This is a genomic window from Prochlorococcus sp. MIT2304, from assembly GCF_059772405.1.
This window is the reverse complement of record NZ_CM186286.1, coordinates 134,887-155,050: the sequence shown is the minus strand read 5'-3', so window position 1 is coordinate 155,050 and position 20,164 is coordinate 134,887. Positions and strand designations below refer to the sequence as shown.

The 20,164-nt window shown below is 33.0% G+C and carries 24 protein-coding genes; 15 read left to right on the top strand and 9 right to left on the bottom strand.

The features are described from left to right. Positions 1 to 200: 200 nt before the first annotated feature. Together AC6EIY_RS00810 and AC6EIY_RS00805 are read left to right on the top strand one after the other, a co-directional pair. Positions 201 to 1,433, top strand: coding sequence for a M16 family metallopeptidase (locus AC6EIY_RS00810; protein ID WP_498507064.1), 1,233 nt, complete (start codon positions 201 to 203; stop codon positions 1,431 to 1,433). Positions 1,434 to 1,474: 41 nt separating this feature from the next. After that, positions 1,475 to 2,689, top strand: coding sequence for a M16 family metallopeptidase (locus AC6EIY_RS00805; RefSeq protein ID WP_498507063.1), 1,215 nt, complete (start codon positions 1,475 to 1,477; stop codon positions 2,687 to 2,689). Positions 2,690 to 2,697: 8 nt separating this feature from the next. On the opposite strand, the gene AC6EIY_RS00800 is transcribed toward AC6EIY_RS00805, so the two are convergent. Further along, complete coding sequence (locus AC6EIY_RS00800) at positions 2,698 to 2,919, bottom strand: NAD(P)H dehydrogenase assembly family protein (RefSeq protein WP_498507062.1); 222 nt, start codon at positions 2,917 to 2,919, stop codon at positions 2,698 to 2,700. A gap of 85 nt (positions 2,920 to 3,004) precedes the next feature. Here AC6EIY_RS00800 and AC6EIY_RS00795 point away from each other — a divergent pair, with 85 nt between their 5' ends. From AC6EIY_RS00795 to AC6EIY_RS00785, 3 genes are all read left to right on the top strand, one after another. Then, a complete protein-coding gene (locus AC6EIY_RS00795) occupies positions 3,005 to 3,577 on the top strand; it encodes a biotin transporter BioY (RefSeq protein ID WP_498507061.1) in 573 nt (190 codons plus the stop codon). Positions 3,578 to 3,603: 26 nt separating this feature from the next. Then, positions 3,604 to 4,068 (top strand): signal peptidase II, encoded by a 465-nt coding sequence (lspA, locus tag AC6EIY_RS00790; protein ID WP_498507060.1) that lies wholly within the window; start codon positions 3,604 to 3,606, stop codon positions 4,066 to 4,068. 85 nt (positions 4,069 to 4,153) lie between these two features. Then, positions 4,154 to 5,635, top strand: coding sequence for a DUF697 domain-containing protein (locus AC6EIY_RS00785; RefSeq protein ID WP_498507059.1), 1,482 nt, complete (start codon positions 4,154 to 4,156; stop codon positions 5,633 to 5,635). 113 nt (positions 5,636 to 5,748) lie between these two features. Here the strand turns inward: AC6EIY_RS00785 and AC6EIY_RS00780 are convergent, their stop codons facing one another. Next, positions 5,749 to 7,119 carry a pyridoxal phosphate-dependent decarboxylase family protein gene (locus AC6EIY_RS00780; RefSeq protein ID WP_498507058.1) on the bottom strand — a complete coding sequence of 457 codons (1,371 nt, stop codon included), beginning with the start codon at positions 7,117 to 7,119 and terminating at the stop codon, positions 5,749 to 5,751. A gap of 152 nt (positions 7,120 to 7,271) precedes the next feature. Between AC6EIY_RS00780 and AC6EIY_RS00775 the strand changes: the two genes are divergently transcribed. Next, positions 7,272 to 7,727, top strand: coding sequence for a nucleoside deaminase (locus tag AC6EIY_RS00775; protein ID WP_498508128.1), 456 nt, complete (start codon positions 7,272 to 7,274; stop codon positions 7,725 to 7,727). Here the strand turns inward: AC6EIY_RS00775 and AC6EIY_RS00770 are convergent. Beyond that, positions 7,720 to 8,880, bottom strand: a complete 1,161-nt coding sequence (locus AC6EIY_RS00770) for a pyridoxal-phosphate-dependent aminotransferase family protein (protein ID WP_498507057.1) — start codon at positions 8,878 to 8,880, stop codon at positions 7,720 to 7,722. The two genes, AC6EIY_RS00775 and AC6EIY_RS00770, sit on opposite strands and share 8 nt — an antisense overlap. 224 nt (positions 8,881 to 9,104) lie before the next feature. Between AC6EIY_RS00770 and glnA the strand changes: the two genes are divergently transcribed. The 3 genes from glnA (at position 9,105) to AC6EIY_RS00755 (ending at position 12,030) form a co-directional block, all read left to right on the top strand. After that, entirely contained in the window at positions 9,105 to 10,526 is a 1,422-nt protein-coding gene (gene glnA / locus AC6EIY_RS00765; protein ID WP_498507056.1) for a type I glutamate--ammonia ligase, read from the top strand. 140 nt (positions 10,527 to 10,666) lie between these two features. Further along, complete coding sequence (locus AC6EIY_RS00760; RefSeq protein ID WP_498507055.1) at positions 10,667 to 11,728, top strand: class I SAM-dependent methyltransferase; 1,062 nt, start codon at positions 10,667 to 10,669, stop codon at positions 11,726 to 11,728. Between the two features lie 44 nt (positions 11,729 to 11,772). Beyond that, complete coding sequence (locus AC6EIY_RS00755) at positions 11,773 to 12,030, top strand: DUF6439 family protein (RefSeq protein ID WP_498507054.1); 258 nt, start codon at positions 11,773 to 11,775, stop codon at positions 12,028 to 12,030. 4 nt (positions 12,031 to 12,034) lie between these two features. Here AC6EIY_RS00755 and AC6EIY_RS00750 read toward each other — a convergent pair whose 3' ends face one another. Next, positions 12,035 to 12,427: an ATP-binding protein gene (locus tag AC6EIY_RS00750; protein ID WP_498507053.1), complete on the bottom strand. Its 393-nt coding sequence runs from the start codon at positions 12,425 to 12,427 to the stop codon at positions 12,035 to 12,037. Positions 12,428 to 12,557: 130 nt separating this feature from the next. Beyond that, on the bottom strand, positions 12,558 to 13,274 hold the full coding sequence (locus AC6EIY_RS00745; protein ID WP_498507052.1) for a GUN4 domain-containing protein: 717 nt from the start codon (positions 13,272 to 13,274) through the stop codon (positions 12,558 to 12,560). A gap of 39 nt (positions 13,275 to 13,313) precedes the next feature. Between AC6EIY_RS00745 and mnmH the strand changes: the two genes are divergently transcribed. The 3 genes from mnmH to AC6EIY_RS00730 are packed head-to-tail and all read left to right on the top strand — an operon-like array spanning position 13,314 to position 15,833. Then, entirely contained in the window at positions 13,314 to 14,369 is a 1,056-nt protein-coding gene (gene mnmH, locus AC6EIY_RS00740) for a tRNA 2-selenouridine(34) synthase MnmH (RefSeq protein WP_498507050.1), read from the top strand. Positions 14,370 to 14,411: 42 nt separating this feature from the next. Continuing rightward, the gene (psb28, locus tag AC6EIY_RS00735) at positions 14,412 to 14,753 is read left to right on the top strand and encodes a photosystem II reaction center protein Psb28 (RefSeq protein ID WP_498507049.1); all 342 of its coding nucleotides are present in this window, start codon (positions 14,412 to 14,414) and stop codon (positions 14,751 to 14,753) included. Positions 14,754 to 14,762: 9 nt separating this feature from the next. Next, entirely contained in the window at positions 14,763 to 15,833 is a 1,071-nt protein-coding gene (locus tag AC6EIY_RS00730; protein ID WP_498507048.1) for an AI-2E family transporter, read from the top strand. Between the two features lie 25 nt (positions 15,834 to 15,858). Here the strand turns inward: AC6EIY_RS00730 and AC6EIY_RS00725 are convergent, their stop codons facing one another. Both AC6EIY_RS00725 and AC6EIY_RS00720 read right to left on the bottom strand, forming a co-directional pair. Next, entirely contained in the window at positions 15,859 to 16,068 is a 210-nt protein-coding gene (locus AC6EIY_RS00725; RefSeq protein ID WP_498507047.1) for a hypothetical protein, read from the bottom strand. A gap of 151 nt (positions 16,069 to 16,219) precedes the next feature. After that, a complete protein-coding gene (locus AC6EIY_RS00720) occupies positions 16,220 to 16,423 on the bottom strand; it encodes a DUF8635 family protein (RefSeq protein ID WP_011293667.1) in 204 nt (67 codons plus the stop codon). Positions 16,424 to 16,703: 280 nt separating this feature from the next. Here AC6EIY_RS00720 and AC6EIY_RS00715 point away from each other — a divergent pair, with 280 nt between their 5' ends. Then, a complete protein-coding gene (locus AC6EIY_RS00715) occupies positions 16,704 to 17,000 on the top strand; it encodes a hypothetical protein (protein WP_498507046.1) in 297 nt (98 codons plus the stop codon). Between the two features lie 11 nt (positions 17,001 to 17,011). On the opposite strand, the gene AC6EIY_RS00710 is transcribed toward AC6EIY_RS00715, so the two are convergent. Together AC6EIY_RS00710 and AC6EIY_RS00705 are read right to left on the bottom strand one after the other, a co-directional pair. Beyond that, positions 17,012 to 17,569, bottom strand: coding sequence for a DoxX family protein (locus AC6EIY_RS00710; protein WP_498507045.1), 558 nt, complete (start codon positions 17,567 to 17,569; stop codon positions 17,012 to 17,014). A 439-nt stretch (positions 17,570 to 18,008) separates the two neighbouring features. Continuing rightward, the gene (locus tag AC6EIY_RS00705; protein WP_498507044.1) at positions 18,009 to 19,229 is read right to left on the bottom strand and encodes a BaiN/RdsA family NAD(P)/FAD-dependent oxidoreductase; all 1,221 of its coding nucleotides are present in this window, start codon (positions 19,227 to 19,229) and stop codon (positions 18,009 to 18,011) included. A gap of 222 nt (positions 19,230 to 19,451) precedes the next feature. On the opposite strand from AC6EIY_RS00705, the gene AC6EIY_RS00700 reads away from it, so the two are divergent. Both AC6EIY_RS00700 and AC6EIY_RS00695 read left to right on the top strand, forming a co-directional pair. Continuing rightward, positions 19,452 to 19,667 (top strand): DUF8635 family protein, encoded by a 216-nt coding sequence (locus AC6EIY_RS00700; RefSeq protein WP_498462523.1) that lies wholly within the window; start codon positions 19,452 to 19,454, stop codon positions 19,665 to 19,667. A 116-nt stretch (positions 19,668 to 19,783) separates the two neighbouring features. Further along, positions 19,784 to 20,017, top strand: coding sequence for a hypothetical protein (locus AC6EIY_RS00695; protein ID WP_498507043.1), 234 nt, complete (start codon positions 19,784 to 19,786; stop codon positions 20,015 to 20,017). Positions 20,018 to 20,164: the final 147 nt, after the last annotated feature.

Here is a 20,164-nt window from a genome sequence, read left to right as displayed (position 1 = left end):
AATTTAGAAAAAGAATAAAAAGAAAAAACAAGTAAACAAGGATAATTCAATTATAAATAAAAATTAGACATACAAAATAGATAACTATTAAAAAAATCTTTTATAATTTAAAAGATTTGAACAATCTCATTTAAAATCATAGATATTTTATGCATGGATTGAGATAGCATAAAGATTTAGCGTACTATAAGATATTAAGGATGAAAGTAAATCACTGGTCATTGCCTAATGGTGCTACCTGTGTCGTAGCTGATATAGAACAATCAACATTGACTTGTATTGACTTTTGGTGCAAGGGAGGAAGTCTTTATGAAAAGGAAGATGAAGAAGGAATGGCACATTTCTTAGAGCATATGATATTTAAAGGGAGTAAAAACCTTAAAGAAGGCGAATTCGATTTAAGAATTGAATCTCTTGGTGGAAGTAGTAATGCTGCGACTGGGTTGGACGATGTTCATTATCACGTTCTAGTACCACCAGAGAAGATAGAACAAGGACTAAATCTGATATTAGAATTATTATTATTTCCTAAAATTGAAAAAGCAGCATTTGAGGTGGAGAAAGAAGTAGTTTTAGAAGAAATCGCACAAAATATTGAGCAACCAGATGAAATTATTTATATGAAATTATTAAAGGGATGCTTAACGCCACATAGATACTCAAAACCAATACTGGGTGATAAAAAAACTGTAAAAAGTATAAATCCTAGACAAATGAAACAATTTCATAAAAATCATTATGTAGGTAGAAACTGTACACTTTCTATAGCAGGAGAATTACCAAACGAAATTATTTCAATCGTTAGCAATAGTAAACTTAATGAATTAAAAAAAATTACAAAGGAAACAAATATTTCTACAAAAACCACTTTTAATAGAGGCTACAAGAAAGAAACTATCCCTAGGCTTGAGGGAGGAAGAATACTGAAAGCCTGGAAACTTCCCCCTGCAAAAGAACAGATATTAATTTTAGGTGCAGAAATTGCTGCCACAATTTTATGCGAAGGTAAAAGTAGTATTATTGTTAAAAAGTTAAGAGAAGAAAAAAGAATTATAGAATCAATAGACATAGATTTACAAATTCTGGAAGAAGGTGGATTAATTCTTCTAGACATAAGTTGTCAAAATGAGAATCTTAAACTTGCCGAAAGTGAAGTTAATAGTATTCTTAAAAAATTAAACAGGTATTTAGTTGCTGATAAAGATTTAGAACGTGCTAAAAGATTAGTTGTAAATAATATTTATTTTGGTCTTGAGTTGAGCACTCAAATTGCCTCAACTTTAGGAAATCAAGCTCTATGGGGACGACACCAATCAGTATTAAAATCAATAGATGATATTTCATATTGGACAACTTCACGTTTAAATGAATTAATTTTTCCATTATTTAATCCAGAAAATGCATTTACATTTATTGCCGAACCTGAGAAATAAATATGAACATAATCCTAGACAAAATTAATAGCAAAAATATAATGTCCGCAAAACTATGGATAGAAAATGGTAGCAGAAATGATCCAAAAAATCAGAAGGGGATTCATCAAATTCTAAGCTCAACAATGCTAAGAGGTTGTGGGCCATACAACAATAATCAAATTGCTGAAATTGTAGAGGGTTCTGGTGCAAATTTAAACTGTGATACATTTGAAGATGGTCTTCTAATAAGTCTTAAATGTATCGAGAGTGATGCTTATAAACTTCTTCCTTTAATTGGTTGGATGATTACGAAACCTAAACTTCAGCAAGATCAGATTCAATTAGAAAAAGATTTAACGATAAAAGCAATTAAAAGACAAAAAGAAAGTACTTATCAATTAGCTTTTGATGGCTGGAGAAAGATGGTATACCGTGACGGACCATATGGACATGACCCACTAGGTTCAATCAATGATATAAATAAACTCAATAAAGAACATATATTGCCAATTGCAAGCTCATTAATTCATAGAAAAAAGAACTTAGTAATTTCAGGAAAGTTTCCTTTTAACGTAGAAAATTATATAAAAAATTCAATTGCTTTTAAGGGCATTAATGAAAATTATACAAATCAAAATAAAATATCAAAGATAAATAGTTTTACTAGAACTCAAATCCTAGATAACAAAAAAACTAGTATGTGTGCACGCTCATTAAATACAAATCAAGTTATTCTACTATTAGGCAAAGCAACAATAAGATATGATAATCAATCTGACATTTTACTTAGATTATTATCATGTTACCTAGGCTATGGAATGTCAAGTTTATTATTTAAGGTTCTCAGAGAAAAGCATGGAGTAGTATATGAAGCAGGAGTTTATCACCCTATTAGAGAGAGTCAAGCACCATTTATTGTGCACGCGTCTACAACTGAAGACAAGGCAATTCTAACTCTCCAGTTACTGAAAGAATGTTGGGAAAAAATTCTAAATAGTGAAATATCTCCAGAAGAATTAGATCTTGTAAAGATAAAATATCGAGGGCAAGTGGCCCATTCATTGCAAAGTGTTAGTCAAAGAGCTGAGCATAAAGCACATCTTTTAGGAATTGGTTTAACAAAAGATCACGATAAAGAAGTACTACTAAGCCTTGATAGTATTAGTAGTAAAGAAATCAAATATGCTGCAAATAAATATTTACAGGAACCAATGCTTAGCGTTTGTAGCAACAAAGAAGTTATACGGAAAATCAGTAAAGACTGGCAAGCGTAATTTGATTTTCAGTTACCATCATTTAAAATCTTAAGTCTTTCAGAAGGAATCAAGAAATTCCCCCTTCTAAATTTCACTTCTAATATATCTTTTGACCTTATACCAATAATTACGCCAACCTCATCAAGAGATACTAGATCTGGAGGTCTTAAAATTGAAATAGAATCTGCTGTCTTCAAATAGGGCAGAGGAACTTGTAAGGATACTTTTTCTCCAATTGAAAATTTCATTATAATTAAATGGCCCTAAATTATCTTATTGACATATCAAGCAATTTGTAAATAATTAATATATGAGATCTGCTCATTAAATTCATTGAAAAAATTTAGCAGCGGGTTAAAAGCAATAACAGGCGTAATGTTAATCATAATATTCGCAATGTTACCATCCTCTATAATTTTTCCTAAAGAGGACCTATCTCTCTCAATCATCCCACTTCATAGCAATTGGCAAATTCAAGGGCTTCTTTTAACTTCATTGCTTTGCGGACCTCAAATAGGAACAATTTCTGCAATTTCCTATCTGATTATAGGTTTATTCTATTTACCCGTTTTTCATGGAGGGGGGAGTGTTGGTTATATCTTAACTCATGAATTTGGTTACTTGTTAGGATTTATTCCTGCTGCTTGGACATCTGGTTTTTTAGCTAAAAAAAATTCAAAAGCTACTTTAATTAATTATTCACTTTATACAATACTATCATTATGCATTTTGCATTTTATAGGTATTATTTATCTAATTTTTGGTAAAATGTTTGGGAATTGGTCAGATAAATTATCCGATCTTATTTTGATAAATACTATTGTACCTTTCCCAACTCAATTATTACTATGCATATCAATTAGTCTATTATCAATATTACTAAAACCTATATTAATAGTAAGATGAATCAGTTAAAGAGTAGAAGAATGAAAATGATTATATACTCTTTTTTTATTGTTTTATTAGATCAAGTTAGTAAGTTTTTAATGTTAAGTATATTAGGCTTTGAAAGATCAAAAACTATTTTTCCTAATTTATTAAATTTCACACTAGTAAAAAACAAAGGCGCTGCATTTAGTCTTTTCAGCAATTCAACAAACATTCTTACTACCATAAGTATTCTAGCTACATTAATATTAATTGTTATTATATTAAAATTTCCACCAAAATCTTTTTGGAATTTTATTGGACTTACATATCTTTTGGGTGGGACTTTAGGCAATGGAATTGATAGATTATTCAAAGGCTATGTTCTAGATTTTTTCGAGTTAGTTCCAATTAATTTTCCTATTTTCAATGTAGCAGATATATCAATAAATATTGCTATATTATGTTTTATAATTGATATAATCAAAACTAAAGATAAATCAAGTCCAAAGTATTCAAAAAAAATATAATGATAGTTATCATATGAAAATCTATAATTCAAAAAAAATAATATTTTATATATTCATAGTATTCATTAGTTTGATCCTTGTAGGCTTGATCGGGGCAATAATTAGATTAATAAATATTCCTGCAATATTTATTACAGTTTTTATAATAGGTGGTTTAATTTATACAAAAAAAATAGATAGGTTAAAAAAAATGCTTCAACCTATTTTCAAAAATAAAAAGGAGGAAAAATTATTAGACCTTTCACTCATAAGCAAGAAAGAGGCTGCAGGTAAATCACTAGAGACAATTGATCAGTTAATCATGTTAATTAACGACAAAGTAAAGGCAAAGGCACTAATGGATGAAAAAAATAGAGTTTCATTAGAATTAGATAGAGGCGATATTATTTTAGTAGTTTTTGGAATCGGCTCAAGTGGCAAAACCTCATTAATAAGAGCTCTGCTAAAAAGAATAGTAGGTAAAGTTAGTCCTGAAATGGGCTCAACAAAAGCACAAGAGACCTATAGGCTCAAGCTCAAAGGTCTTAAAAGAGGAATTAAAATAATTGACACACCAGGGATACTAGAAGCAGGTGAAAGAGGAAGAGAAAGGGAAAAGAATGCGTTAATAGAAGCACGTAAATCTGATTTAATGTTAGTAGTAATAGAAAGTGATTTACGTTCTACCGAAACAAGAACAATTAGAGCTTTATCTAAATTAGGGAAAAGACTTTTACTAGTTCTGAATAAAATAGACTTAAGAGGAGAAAATGAGGAAAAAAGATTAATTGAAATTCTTAATTCTAGATGTTGTGATTTTATTGAATCAAAAGATATTATTTGTACATCAGCATCACCTCAGACAATTGCAATCCCTGGAGAAAAACCTTATCAGCCAGAGCCTGAAGTCAATAGTTTAATTAGAAGACTAGCAAATATATTACATGAAGAAGGTGAAGAGTTGATAGCAGATAATATATTACTTCAATGCAGTAATCTTGGTAAAGAAGGGAAAAGGTTATTAGTTAAGCAGAGAAGTCAATCAGCTAAAAAATGTATTGATAAGTATGGTTGGCTTAGTAGCGGAGTATTAATATTAACACCGTTACCATTTATAGATATGATCGCTGCTGCTGCGGTGAATGCACAAATGGTTATTGAAATTGCAAAAATTTATGGTGTTGAAATCACAAAAGAAAAAGCAAAAAACTTAGCATTTTCGGTCGGTAAAATACTTGCAACTATGGGTTTAGTTAAAGGGGGAGTTTCTCTAATAAGCTCCACATTAAGTTTATCACTTCCAACATTAGTTGTTAGTAAAGTGATTCAAGGAGTAAGTGTATCTTGGCTTACAAGAGTTGCTGGAGCAAGTTTTATAACTTATTTCCAGCAAGACCAAAACTGGGGAGATGGTGGGATCCAAGAAGTTGTTGAATATCATTACAACTTAAACAAAAGAGATGAGTATTTCAAAAGTTTTATTCGCAGGGCTTATGAGAGAGTTATTGATCCTTTAGTTGAAAAAAAATTCAAAAAACTACCACCGAGATCAAGGCCTCCGAGGGGGGAGGACTCATTGGACCTCTAAAGTCTAAAGCAAAAACGATTGCCAAATAAATCAGGCCAATCAAAATTGATATAAATGCTGTTGTTAAAGCTAAAATATTTTTTTTATTAAAAAAATCATTATTCATTTTAAAATCAAATAATTGAATGATTAATAAGATTAGCTAAAAGTTTTAAATCATCAAATTTAGTATTAGGGTTACCCATAACAGCCTTTAAATAATATGTATCCTCGTACATTGGCCTAGAGAGCATAAACTTATTAGCCAACAAAGCGTTTCTAGTTTTTATAGACCATTCGGAAGCTTGAGAAGAACTATGATTTAACGGTGTTAATGCCAACAGATGTAGAGGTCCTGATATTATTTTAAATTTTGACGAATCAATTAATGATTCTAAATAACATCTTTTTTTAATAGACTCCAAAAGTATTTTATCAATACCATCTTCGCCCAATTGTCTTAAACCAATCCACAATTTCAATGACTCGGCGGATCTAGTTCCTTGAATTCCAAGTTCTCCTCCATGAAAGTCATTACCGATACTTGGTTCGGCATAAGGTAGTCCAGTTGAAAATGTAGAAGCAAGATGGTTTTTATTAGCAACAAGTAACAAAGAAGAAGTTTTTGTGATTCCCAATAATTTTTGTGGGTTAACGGTTAAGGAGTCAGCGGAACCTAACCCATTAACAATTTCTGAGGTAATTGGTGATAGACCAAAAATTCCACCTATTGCGGCATCAACATGAAGCCAAACTTTCTCTTTTTGACAAAATTGAGCAATTTCAGACAGTGGATCAATAGCTCCTCTAACAGTACTTCCTGCTGTGGCGACTACAGCGAAGCATTTCTTCCCTTCAGATTTGATTTTATTTAAACTTGAACGTAAACAAGAAATTTTTAATTCACCATTTTCATCTGTAGGAATTTTTTGTAGAGATTCCTTTTTTAAACCCATAATCTTTAGAGCTTTCAAGAATGAAACATGACAATCATCACTAGCAAAAAAGACAGCACTAGGATCGCTTTCTAAACCAGCAATATTTCTTGCCATTACTAAAGCCATTAAATTACTTAAACTTCCTCCGCTAGCTGCCACACCTCCAGACGAATTACCCAAACCCAATCTCTGACAAAACCATTTGCAAAGGTTTCTTTCCAAGGATGACAAGCTGGGCGATAATTCTTCTGCCAAAAGATTATTGTTTAAACCTGCACAAATCAGTTCTCCTACTATTGAAGCTGATAAAGGGGGTGGGTCCAAATGAGCAAGCGATCCTGGATGGGATGGTCGATAGGAACCATTCATTATCAATTTAAGTTCGCTCAACAAAACATTATTAGAGACGCCTTCTCTCCCTGGAAAAACATCAGGTAATTCAACGGAGTCAGGCATTGGAGCTTGACTACCCGATTCAGCAAACCAATCACAAAGATTACTTGAGGCTTGTGCAAGTAAAGAATGCAATTCTCTATCTAAATTGTGAGGAGATGCGAAAGGGTCCAAAGAAAATGAGTCTCTATTAGTGGTATTGGATGATCAAGTTCAAACAAAAAAAATGATTAATCTGTAGATAAACATTTTATTTGATAATTCTCCAAAGACCTAAAAAATTGTCAAAACCAATCGCTCTGAGTCAGGAAGAAAAAATAAAGTGGATGACAAGATTGCTCATCAAAGCAAACCTTGTAGGAGAGAGAGGTGAAGTCCCTATTGCTGCAGTAATTCTCGACAAAAGAGGAAGATGTATTGGCTATGGGGGAAATAGAAGGGAAACAATGAAAGATCCTTTAGGTCATGCTGAGTTAGTAGCCCTCCGACAAGCCACTTGGATAAATAGTGATTGGAGATTTAATGACTGTACATTGATAGTAAATCTAGAGCCATGTCCAATGTGCGCAGGCGCTTTAATACAAGCAAGGATGGGGAAGATAATCTATGGATCGGAAGACCCAAAAAGAGGTGCACTAGGTGGAACTATAAATCTCGCGGAACATAAAAGTGCCCATCACAAAATGATTATCGAGAAAGGTCTAATGGAAGAAGAATCAAGAAAGATTATCGTGGATTGGTTCAAAGAAAAAAGAATTTACCAAAGAAAATATATTATCTAAACTTAGGTAGTTCAGTTTCGAAAATGTTTAATATTCTATCTACATTTGTAGAAGTCGAGTTGTATCCCATTAATCCTATTCTCCATACTTTTCCAGCCAGATCACCAAGACCACCTCCTATCTCGATACCAAATTTACTTAGTAAATGATTAGTAAAAGCCTTACCATCAATACCATTAGGTATTTTAACAGTAGTAAGAGTAGGTAGGCGCAATTCTTCTTCAACATGTAACTCTAAGCCAATATTTTCCAAAGAATTCCAAAGCGATTTTGCATTCTTTCTGTGTCTATCCCATGAAACCTCCAATCCTTCTTTAGCCAACAATCTAAGCGCTTCTCGAATACCAAAGTTCATGTTTACTGGAGCAGTGTGATGATATACACGATCACTACCCCAATATTTATTAAGTAAAGATACATCTAAATACCAGTTGGGAACCTTATCTTTTCTGTTGCTCATTTTATTTTCAGCCCTTTCATTCATTGAAAAAGGTCCTAATCCTGGCGGGCAACTTAGTCCTTTTTGACTACAACTGTAAGCCAGATCAATTTTCCATTTATCCAAATAAAGAGGAACGCCTCCCAAAGAAGTTACAGTATCTACAAGAAGTAAACAATTATATTTTCTGCATAAATCACCAATTCCATCCATGGGTTGACAAACACCTGTTGAAGTTTCGGCATGAACAATTGCTAAAACAGCTGGATTATGTTTTTTCAGTGCATCTTCTATTTCATCAAGTGAAAAAGCATTACCCCAATCTTTGTGAATGGTTTCTACATTTGCCTTATATCTGCCTGCCATATCAGCAAGACGATGGCCAAAATATCCTTTTATGGCTACTAAAACCGTATCCTCTGGCTCGACGACATTTGCCAATGTTGCCTCCATCGCGGCGCTTCCTGTCCCACTCATAGGGAGTGTTAATCGATTACTGGTTTGCCACGCATATCTAAGTAACTCTTGTACCTCACTCATCAAGGCCACATAAAAAGGGTCTAAATGACCAATTGGTGGCTGAGAGAGCGCTTTCAAAACAGCAGGATCTGCATTTGATGGGCCTGGCCCAAGCAATAACCTTTCAGGGGAAACAGTTGGACCAAAATCTTTACGATGTTGATTATCAACAGAAGGAAGAATTTGAGTGGCCAAGAAAACAGATCGGTTTATATATCTTTGAGCCTAAAAGGCGATAGGCAAAGTCGGGGTGTTTTTTTTAGGGATTGCAATAGGAATTTGCTAGATATGCCCTAGAAGCCAAAAAATAATCATATTTTTCTGTTAAAAATCTGAAAAAAGTGCTTCTTAATACAAAAAGAGATGCAATCACTTATTACGTTCATAATTGATTAACTATGTTGTAAATCAAATTCATCATGAGCAAGACCTCTCAAGATGTTCTTCGTCAAATTAAGGATGAGGGCATTGAGCTAATAGATCTAAAATTCACTGACTTACATGGCAAGTGGCAACATTTAACCGTAGCTTCAGATCTTATTGAAGAGAGCACTTTCTCAGAAGGTCTTGCTTTTGATGGTTCTTCTATTCGCGGATGGAAAGCCATAAACGAATCAGATATGGCAATGGTTCCAGATCCATCAACAAGCTGGATAGACCCTTTCTACTATCACAAAACTCTTAGCTTAATTTGTTCAATTCAGGAGCCAAGAAGTGGAGAACCATATTCCAGATGTCCAAGAGCTTTGGCACAAAAAGCATTGGATTATTTAGGAAGCACAAGTGTCGCAGATGCTGCATTCTTTGGTCCTGAACCAGAATTTTTTATTTTTGATGACGTTAGATATAACTCAGGGGAAGGTGGAAGTTTTTATAGCGTAGACACCATTGAGGCTCCCTGGAACACAGGTAGAGTTGAGGAGGGTGGAAACCTTGGATACAAGATTCAACTTAAAGAAGGATATTTCCCTGTCTCTCCAAATGACACCGCTCAAGACATGAGGTCTGAAATGCTTCTTTTGATGGGTGAACTAGGAATACCAATTGAAAAACATCACCATGAAGTAGCAGGAGCTGGGCAGCATGAACTGGGGATGAAGTTTGCACCCTTAATCAACGCTGCAGACAATGTGATGATTTACAAATATGTTGTCAGAAACGTAGCCAAGAAATATGGCAAGACCGCAACTTTTATGCCTAAGCCAGTTTTCAATGACAATGGAACAGGAATGCATGTACATCAAAGTTTATGGAAAAGTGGTCAGCCTTTATTCTTCGGAGAAGGTACTTATGCCAATTTATCTCAAACAGCTAAATGGTACATAGGAGGGATCCTGAAACATGCGCCTTCATTCCTTGCATTTACAAACCCAACTACCAACAGTTACAAAAGATTAGTTCCTGGTTTTGAAGCACCTGTTAATTTAGTTTATTCACAGGGCAATAGATCAGCGGCTGTCAGAATTCCTTTGACTGGGCCAAGTCCAAAAGCAAAGAGACTTGAATTCCGATCAGGTGATGCATTAGCCAACCCTTACATTGCTTTCTCTGCAATGATGATGGCAGGTATTGATGGGATCAAAAATCAAATTGATCCTGGTGATGGAGTTGATGTTGACCTTTTCGAACTTCCCTCAGAGGAATTATCAAAAATAGATACTGTTCCATCCTCTTTGAATGATGCATTGGAGGCATTGAAAAGTGACAACAAATATTTAACTGAGGGAGGAGTATTTACTAACGATTTCATTGACAACTGGATAGATCTTAAATACGAAGAAGTTCAACAGTTAAGGCAAAGACCTCACCCTCATGAATTCACTATGTACTACGACGCCTAAAAAAAATTCTTAAGTCTAAAATTAAAGCTAAAGCAATAAAGGATAAAGCAAAAATTTTTGCATTGTCCTTAATTGTTTTAGTTAACTGGTCACTAATTAATCGAATCTGTTAGATAATAAAAAAAATTAATCAACGGTTTATGGCAACGCCAAGCCTAAAAAAAATTGCTTATCACACTCTTCAACAGGGTAAAACACTGGCTGGCTTAGCTCATAAAGAGTTGAGTACTAAATTAATGGAAGTTTTTGCACCAGAAGCTGTACCCGATAATTTTCCAATCGATCCAGAGTTAATTAAAGAAGTTAGAAAATCGATGGAACGACTTGAAAAAGTTGATTGGCAGGACGCAGAGGCAGGCATTTATCCGAAATCTCAACTTTTCGAAGCACCTTGGTTGGAATGGGCAAAAAAATATCCTTTAATTTGGCTTGATATGCCCAAAACCTGGGAAAGACGTAAAAAGAATAAAACGAGAGAAATTCCGCGAAATGTTAAAGAGGAAGATTACCCAAGTTACTATTTACAAAATTTTCATCATCAAACAGATGGATATTTAAGTGATCATTCCGCTGAAATTTACGACTTACAAGTCGAGATACTTTTTAACGGAACAGCTGATGCTATGCGAAGAAGAATTTTATCTCCCTTAAAAAGTGGTCTAAAAAAATATTTATCTGAAAGCTCAAAAAAAGTAAAAGTTTTAGATATTGCGACTGGTACAGGAAGAACTCTCCAGCAAATACAAAGTGCTTTACCTGAAGTAGAACTCTATGGCCTGGACTTATCAGGTTCATACCTAAAACAGGCTAGTAAATATCTAAGTTCGAGAAGTGGTGATCTCGTCCAACTCACAAAAGGAAATGCAGAAAATATGCCTTTCTCATCAAACAGTTTTCAAGCATTGACTTGTGTTTTCCTTTTTCATGAGCTTCCTAGAGATGCACGACAGAATGTTTTAGATGAATGCTTTAGGTTGTTAGAGCCTGGAGGTACTATTGTTCTTGCTGACTCCATACAGATAGAGGATTCTCCAAAATTCACTTCAATTATGGAAAACTTTCATAAAATATTTCACGAACCTTATTACAGGGATTACATTATAGACGATATAAATTTAAGATTAAATGAAAGTGGGTTTTCATCAATAACTTCTGAATCACATTTCATGACTAAAGTATGGAAAGCGAATAAACCAATTTAATTTTATAAAAAGTATCTAAAAACACCTTAAAACTTGTTAGTATTATGGTCAAAAAAAATAAATGCATCTGGTCAGAAAAAGCCAAATCTTTAGCTAAAGATCTTCACAAGGAAATTAGTATCGACAATTATAATTGGCATGAACTCAGGGGAAATAAAAGAAGGAGAAGTGCTGAGTTGATTATTTCTGCAATATCACAATTAGTTAATGATGGAGACGAAATAGAAATAGAAAACCTACTCAATCAAGCAATCTTATGGATAAAAGAAGAGGTAAGGGATACAGGGTGTAAAAACCACTAAAGCATTACTTTTTTAGTGATAGTTGCAATCTATTTCCTTTGTTACTCCATCTAACATCATCAAAACATTTATGAATTAAATATATTCCTCTTCCACTATTTGCATCAATTTCTTGAGGCAAAGAACTTAGCCTTTTGTTTTTAACTATTCCAATTCCCTCATCTTGAATTTGCCATACAAACCATTTGGGAGTGAGGATTCTTCTAACTCGAACTACTTTATTAGGATTTGATAAGTTTCCATGAACAACAGCGTTAACAAGAGCCTCATGCAAACCCAATTCAACTTTTTGTGCAGTTTCTTTGCATATTACAGGCTCTAAAAGAGTCTCAACAAATGATGCTAGTTGCAATGTAGAGGGTTGAATAAATACAGCCCAGTTTTTAGAAGGCTCCACAATTAATTAAAACATCCTTAGTAAATTAATTTTCTGAACAAAGAATTAGTATATAAATAAAATTCATAAATTAAATTTAGGTCATAAATAGTATTCAGTGATAAAAAATTAAACATTCATAATTAAATGGTTAGGTTTTATCTTTTAATGCTTGATGATTTAGCAAGGCATCCATCAATCGAACTCCTCTAAGCTGGTTAACTAATGGCATATGACCATTTGGTGCTTCAATAGACCAATTAAATGCTTTGGGATATCTAGTCCAAACTCCATCTTTTTTCCATCCTATTCGAGGCCAAAGTTTGTCATATCTTCCCCCTACGGAATCTAGTATTTTTGCTTGAACTGTAAAACCAAATTTCCCTCTAGAATAGACAACCCACAATTTATTCAAAGTTGATAAATCAATAGTAGGTATTAAGTCAACCTCAGAAAAATAAACATATCCTCTTTTTACGGCCTTTTCTCCTGCAAGCTCTCTAAGTTTCGAGCTTGTAAAACGGTCAGCATCCTCAAAACTTTCATTTAATAAATATTGCTGTAAAGGCGAATAATCAAACCCAACTTCTGAAGATGCTGTGAACCAAGAAAAGTCTTCGCAATTAAGAATATTTTTTATAAAATTTCCATCGGTTTTATGAATTAGTTGCAAAATAAAACCAGCAACCCAGTCACAGGAACAGGGATCAAATCTAGACATTAAAGACGATCCTAAGGAAAGAAGCTCCTCAACTCGTTCTTCTAAAACACTCAACGAGCCAAGCTGCTTCCTTTCTGAAGCCATTCTGAGAGACTCCAAGAACTCCTCTATGCTTTCTTTATTTGGATTTGATTTTTCTTCAGTCATAATCTACTGCCGGCCTAAAATGACCTAAGCACTAATACTATGTCAGAGAAACCTACCAATTCAGGCTATCCCGTAACGGATTTTCGGAATTTAACCAGCCCAATAGTTGATGTAAGAAGCCCTAGCGAATTTTCTCAAGGTCATTGGCCAGGCGCTATCAATATTCCTTTGTTTTCAGACTTGGAAAGAGAAACGATAGGGAAAAGCTATAAAAGAGAGAGTCGCTTAAAAGCAGTCCTTATGGGTTTAAAAGTGACACTCCCAAGTACTTCGAAGCTACTTGAGAAAATGATAAAAACAATTACAGAAAAAAAGGGGGGGGATAAATCATTAAGAATTTATTGCTGGAGAGGTGGAATGAGATCTGGTGCTTTTGCATGGCTTGCAAGAACAATCGGAATTAAGACCTATTTATTAGAAGGTGGATATAAAAGTTATAGGAAATGGGTTTTAAATCAGTTTGAGGCTGATTTACCCATAAGACTAATAGGAGGTAAAACAGGCACAAGAAAAACAGATTTACTCAATTACATCAATAAAGAAGATATATATGTCATTGACCTAGAAGGAATTGCCAATCATAGAGGAAGTAGTTTTGGTTCATTAGGCATGAAGAAGCAACCTACAACTCAACAATTTGAAAACATCCTCGCAGAGTCTCTTGATGAATTTCACAAAAACAATAAAGCTATTGAGATATGGATAGAGGCTGAAAGTTCTAATTTAGGGAAATGTCGCATACCAAATATGTTGTATTTAAAAATGAAGAAAGCACCAATTCTTGAAATAATAAAAACTAAGAATGAGCGTATAGAAAATTTAGTGAATCTTTATAGTCAAAACTCTCAAAATGAATTAGAAGAAGCGGTAGAGAGAATACAAAAAAGATTAGGTCCACAAAGGACAAAAGAAGCACTACTTGCGATCAGGCAAAAAGAATGGCAAAAAGCCTGTGAAGCGATGCTGGATTATTACGATAAATGCTATGAATACGAACTTAAAAAAACAAAAAATATAGACTCTATTGATCTTAGCGGCCTAAGTCTAAAATCGTCTTTAACTAAAATCTTAAAGAAGAACCTCAATCCCTTATAGTTACATACAAGAGGATATCTATCACTAGAATCTAAAGGAGAGATGAAAGGGATCCAGGAGACTGTTTCAATTCAATTTGTCAAAGGAGAAATCGAAAAAGGTCATCCTGAAATACGTATGTTTAGAGACTTCGATGGCAAAAAAGGTAAAGCGGTGTATAAATTTTTCACCCCTAAAACAATCACACTAGAAAACTTCAAATCGATAAAAAAAATGTATTTAATCGATAAAGAAGGTGAGCTTCTAACAAAAAAAATTGATTTGTATATTTCAGAAAATTATATTAAAGAAGTAACGTCAACATATTGCTGGAATTCAGAAAAAGAATTTGAAAGGTTCATGCGTTTTTCTATAAGATATGCAAAATCATTGACTAATAATTAAACTCCAAAATTGAAACTCACTAACTTACTATCTTTTACATCTTTAATCATTTCGTTATTAATTTTATGGAGCTTAAAAGAAATAATTATACTATTTTTTGCTTCGATAGTTATAGCAATGGCGCTATGCACTATTACTGGCAAAATTCGTGAGGTTTTTCATATCCCAAGATGGCTTTCTTTAGGAATAACAATAATAACTATAATATTAATATCAAGTATTTTAATAGTTTTAATAATACCTCAGTTCATCAGTGAATTTCAGGAGCTAATAAATCAGATACCATCAGCAGCAAGCAAGCTATGGGAGCTTATGATAAATTCATTTTTTAATTTTGCAGAAATCATATATAAAGATAGTATTCCAAATCTAACTGACAGGACATTATTATCTAATCAGCTTAGTATTATCCCAGACAGTGCAACCCTTGCCAGTGGTGTAACAGATAGCATTACAAAGTTAATAAATTTAGTAAGTAATGTTGGCATAGGAATTATTCAACTATTATTCATAATCTCTGTTGGATTAATGATAGCTTTACAGCCAAATTCATATAGAGAAGTTGCCATATTGTTAGTCCCTTCATTTTACAGAAGGAGAGCAAGAACAATTTTATCGACATGTGGTAATGCCTTAAGTAGTTGGATGGCTGGTGTTGTACTTAGCTCAATCTGTGTAGCGATTCTTGCTTCTATTGGACTATATTTATTGGGAATAAAATTAGTAATTGCTAATGCTTTAATCGCAGGTATTTTAAATGTTATCCCAAATGTAGGGCCAACAATTAGTACAATTTTCCCTCTTTCTGTTGCTTTACTAGATACACCATGGAAATCACTTGCTGTTTTAGGTCTATACATCGTAATTCAAAATATTGAAAGCTATGTAATAACACCCTCAATAATGCACAAACAAGTTAAGTTACTTCCTGGACTAACAATTACCGCGCAATTTATATTTACTATCATTTTTGGACCAATAGGCTTATTATTAGCAATTCCAATGGCTGTGGTAATCCAAGTATTTGTGAAAGAAGTTATTGTTAATGACATTTTAGAAAGAAATTATTCTTCTAACTAAGCCTAAAAAAGGTTAGAAACGATTGTTATGCTTCCCAAGGATCAGTCCATAAAGAAATGTCTTTTGCTGAAGTTTCAGATACATTTCTTTTCTTCAAATCCATCCATTCACACCACATTGAGTTCAAAAGCCATGCCTGAGATTGACTTTTAGGGCCCTCGTCAATCAATCTGATTTGATATGGTTTTAAATCTTTCCACTGCTTATACTGATTTTTCCAAGTTTCTTCAGTCATTAGCTTGATTGATTACCTTGTTTGTATATTGTTAGTAGTTCTTTTTTTTTGCAAGCCCAAATATATAATGTTAATTATATAAAATTTAAAATTAATCAATTAATCCTCTAAGAAATAATTCAAAATAAAAATTGTTAACTAGTTAATTTTATTAATCATCAAATTCAGGTTTGGGTTTCTTTTTAACTTTACCTGAAAGCAATTGATGTAAAGCATCTAAGGAATTATATACCTCTTTAAGCTCTGACAACTCAGGCAACAAGCCGTATTGACCAAGCATTTGATCCAAGTCTCTAAGTTCCTGCCTGATATAACGCAAATGAGAACTAACTTCCTCTCTCTTACTAGTAGACATTATAAAATAGATTAAATTGCTTCAATAATTTGATTTTAGCTTAAAATAAGTATGATAAGCATCTGGAATTTTACAAAGTTTATAAAGTTCGACTAAATCAAAATTTTTCAAACACACTTAATTATTTATAAAATATTGATTATGAAATTTTTACCAGAATCAACTTCTCTATATGCGAGCCCGCTTAATTCAAAACACTATTAAGAAAGAGTAATTCCTATTTTGTAAAAAAATAAGAACTATACTGGGCTATTAGTAATAGATGGTTAAGAATATATATATGGATCATAAAAAAAGAAAAGAACTCAATCTCAGAATAGGCAATTTAATAATTGCAATATTCCTAGCTATTGTACCCACTGCAATAACTTATGGAACTCTGAGCATTCATGGTCTTAATATTTGTAGAACCCTGAGCTCAAAAGTTACAAGTACTAGAGAAATCAAAGAAAATTGTTATGAAGCTTCATGGGAAACCACAAAAAGTTATATATTTTTAATTGGCTTTTTTATTACTTTACCTACTTGGATGTGGTTTTACTTGTCAATGAAAAAGAGAGAAAATAGTTTAAAATAATAAGCATTGGCTTAAGATGACAAGAAACTAGAGAAAGGAAATTCGAAAAATTTATCTTGCTTTGATTTTTTTATAGTATTTTTTGCATTATCAGGTCTTTTACTCTGAATAGAACTCTTCTTGGATGGACTTCCCACAGGATTTGTTTTATTGATAAAAATTTCATTTATCAAATAATCAGCTGAGAATTTTCCAGGGCCTAAACAAATTATTGAAATAGCTGAAGAGAAATATAAAGCGAGAAGTTCTAAAAGATAAATATTAAAACCTGAAGTAACTAAAGCATGGTAGATGGCCACACTCATTGTACCTAAAATCGCGGAAGCCCCTAGTCTTGTACCAAGGCCGATAATTAATGACCAACTACCTACTATCTCGGAGGCAGCAGCCACATAGGATAGAGTAATTGGGAAAGGCAAATGAAGAGGACGAACGAAAGCGTCAGCAAAATTGTTTATATCATTTAATTTTTCAAATCCATGGTGGATGAGCAGCGCACCAGTAAAAACTCTTAAAACAAGGATTGCTAAATCCTTAAATATAGTTTTATAGATGATGGAACTAAGCAACTTGAACCAAATTCACTTGAAAGAACTTTAGTTGCAGAAGCATGCAAGCGTGGACGAAAGTCACCTCAGGGAGGACGATAAGTATTAATACTTACCAAGCGGCCAGTGTATTTCTGGTTAAAACCCTAGAAATTTGAGAACCAATGTACTGGTTAATTTAAGATCCTAATTTTTGAAGAAGTTTTCATCAAGAAATTGTTCTATTAAAAGTTCAAAATCACTCAATTATAGAGTCTATGATTACTTTAAAACGTATTAATACTCACAACAAGATCTTCACTGGGGTATTAAAATTTTGAAAATTTTTACAAGTACTCGTGAGCACGTCCCTTCTTGCGGCTACAGCATCCATAGGAATCATTATAATTGCAATACCAGCTTTGATTGCTTCGCTTAGCTAAATTTATCGCATAAAAATTAAATCAAATCAAATTTTAATTCATTTAACCGAAATTCCATTTCCTGCTACCCAAGCACTTGTCCAACAATGCTGAAAGTTGAAACCACCCGTAATACCATCAATATTTAATACCTCGCCTGCAAAAAATAAACCCTTACAAATCTTACTTTCCATGGTTTTAAAATTAATTTCATCAAGAGATACTCCACCAGCTGTTACGAATTCTTCTCCATAAGGGCCACGACTATTTATTAAATAACTATTCATTGTTAAACATTTTACTATCGAATATATTTGGCTTTTAGATAAATCCGCCCATTTTAATTTACTATCAAGGTTTAAGGTTAAGAGAAGTGCTCTCCATAAGCCTCTTGGCAAATTATGAAAGGGTTTATTATTTATTACCACCTTCTTACCATTTTCTAATTTATACAAATCAAGTTTTTCCCTAACCTCATTTTCACTCATACATAGCCAATTGATTCTTAGTTCACCCTTATATTTATTTGAATATAAATTTCTAGCACTAAATGCAGAGAGGCGTAAAACAACAGGGCCACTAAAGCCTTTATGAGTAATCAGGATAGAACCTGTTTCAGCAAACTTTTTTTTGTTAACGGTAAGTTCAGCATGAACATTTAAAGTAATGCCTGAACAAGAAGTTAATGATTTTTCAGAAGTTGATAATGAAAAAAGAGATGGCACAGGCTGAACAATTGAGTGACCAAGACTTATAGCTAGTCTGCGCCCACTGGGATGGCTCCCAGTGCAAATTAAAATATTTTTAGCTTCAAAGTAATTATTACCATTAACTAATAAATTAAAACAATTTTTTTTTTTTGTTATTTTCTTTACATGAGAATTAGTAAATATCTTTACACCAGATTTTTTTGCAACAGCTGTTAAACATTTTATTACGTCTTCAGAAGAATCAGAACGAGGAAATACACGTCCATCCTTCTCTATCTTAAGACTAAGTCCTTTTTTTTGAAACCAATCAAAAGCTTCGACTGTAGAAAATCTATTAAACAAGCCTATTAGTTGTTTTTCTCCTCTAGGGTAATTATTTACCAAATTAGAAATATCCCAACAGGAGTTCGTTAAATTACATCTACCGCCACCACTAATTCTAACTTTCTCAAGAACCTTTGAGGTGCCTTCTAGTACAACAACAGAACCAAGTCCTTTATTAATGGCTGTAATTGCTCCCATAAAGCCAGAAGCACCACCACCAATAATGACAAGATTTGACGAGACCAAACGGTAGACTCCAGTAAATTATAGTTTAAATAAATAATATACATTTTATTTAAATCAAACTTTTATTCAATAAATAAAAGATAGATTTAAATAAAATCATAAAATAAGTTGACTTCATTTAAATTAAACAGCAGATTTTACCGACAAACACATTGTCTTGATACGCAGTTGAAATCTTAATTCAGTTCTTTTTTGTTGTATCTTTTCAAAAAATAAAAAAATATGGCTGGTCCTAAAAGAGATGAGGCAAAATCTATTCTCTCGTATGTACGACAAGAGCTTAGATACATGGATGAAGATCTAAGGAACGATGGTCTACTTCCCGAGTTGTCATCACTTAGATCAGTATACGAGCAACTTTCAACTTTACTGGAGCTTTCAGATGGCAGGAGAAAAAAGAAAGAGAAGCCTGAATTTCCTGAAGACAAAAAACTTTAAAAAGCCAAAAAACTAATAAATCAAGAAATCCATTGTTTGAAGAATAAAAACTTAAAAAATATATTCACCTTTTTTTGTTTTTTCATATGAGTGGGCCGCAGTAGTCTATTCTGATAATGAAGTTAACTAACAATAAAGCCCAAACAAAAAAATACCTATTTTTTGAAGAACTAATGCCAAAAAAACATACAAACTCTAGTAGTGAATCTAATCTTCTAAGCCCTATGAGTGGGATTACTTTTTGGGAAAAAGGAGAGATGGCATTTACAGCGCTAAGAAGAATTAATGAACATAAAGCTAATAATGAACTCGAAAAAGCCCAAATAATGATAGATGAATGGATTTTATAAAAAATAATAAGTAAAGAATAAATCAAATATTTTGGTATAAATAAATTTAATTACCCTTCATAAGAAAAAGGATTGGCTTTCTTCCCTAAAGAATGCTCATGAGATGATAATCATAATTTCAAGTAAAAGGAGAAAGAATCAAACAAA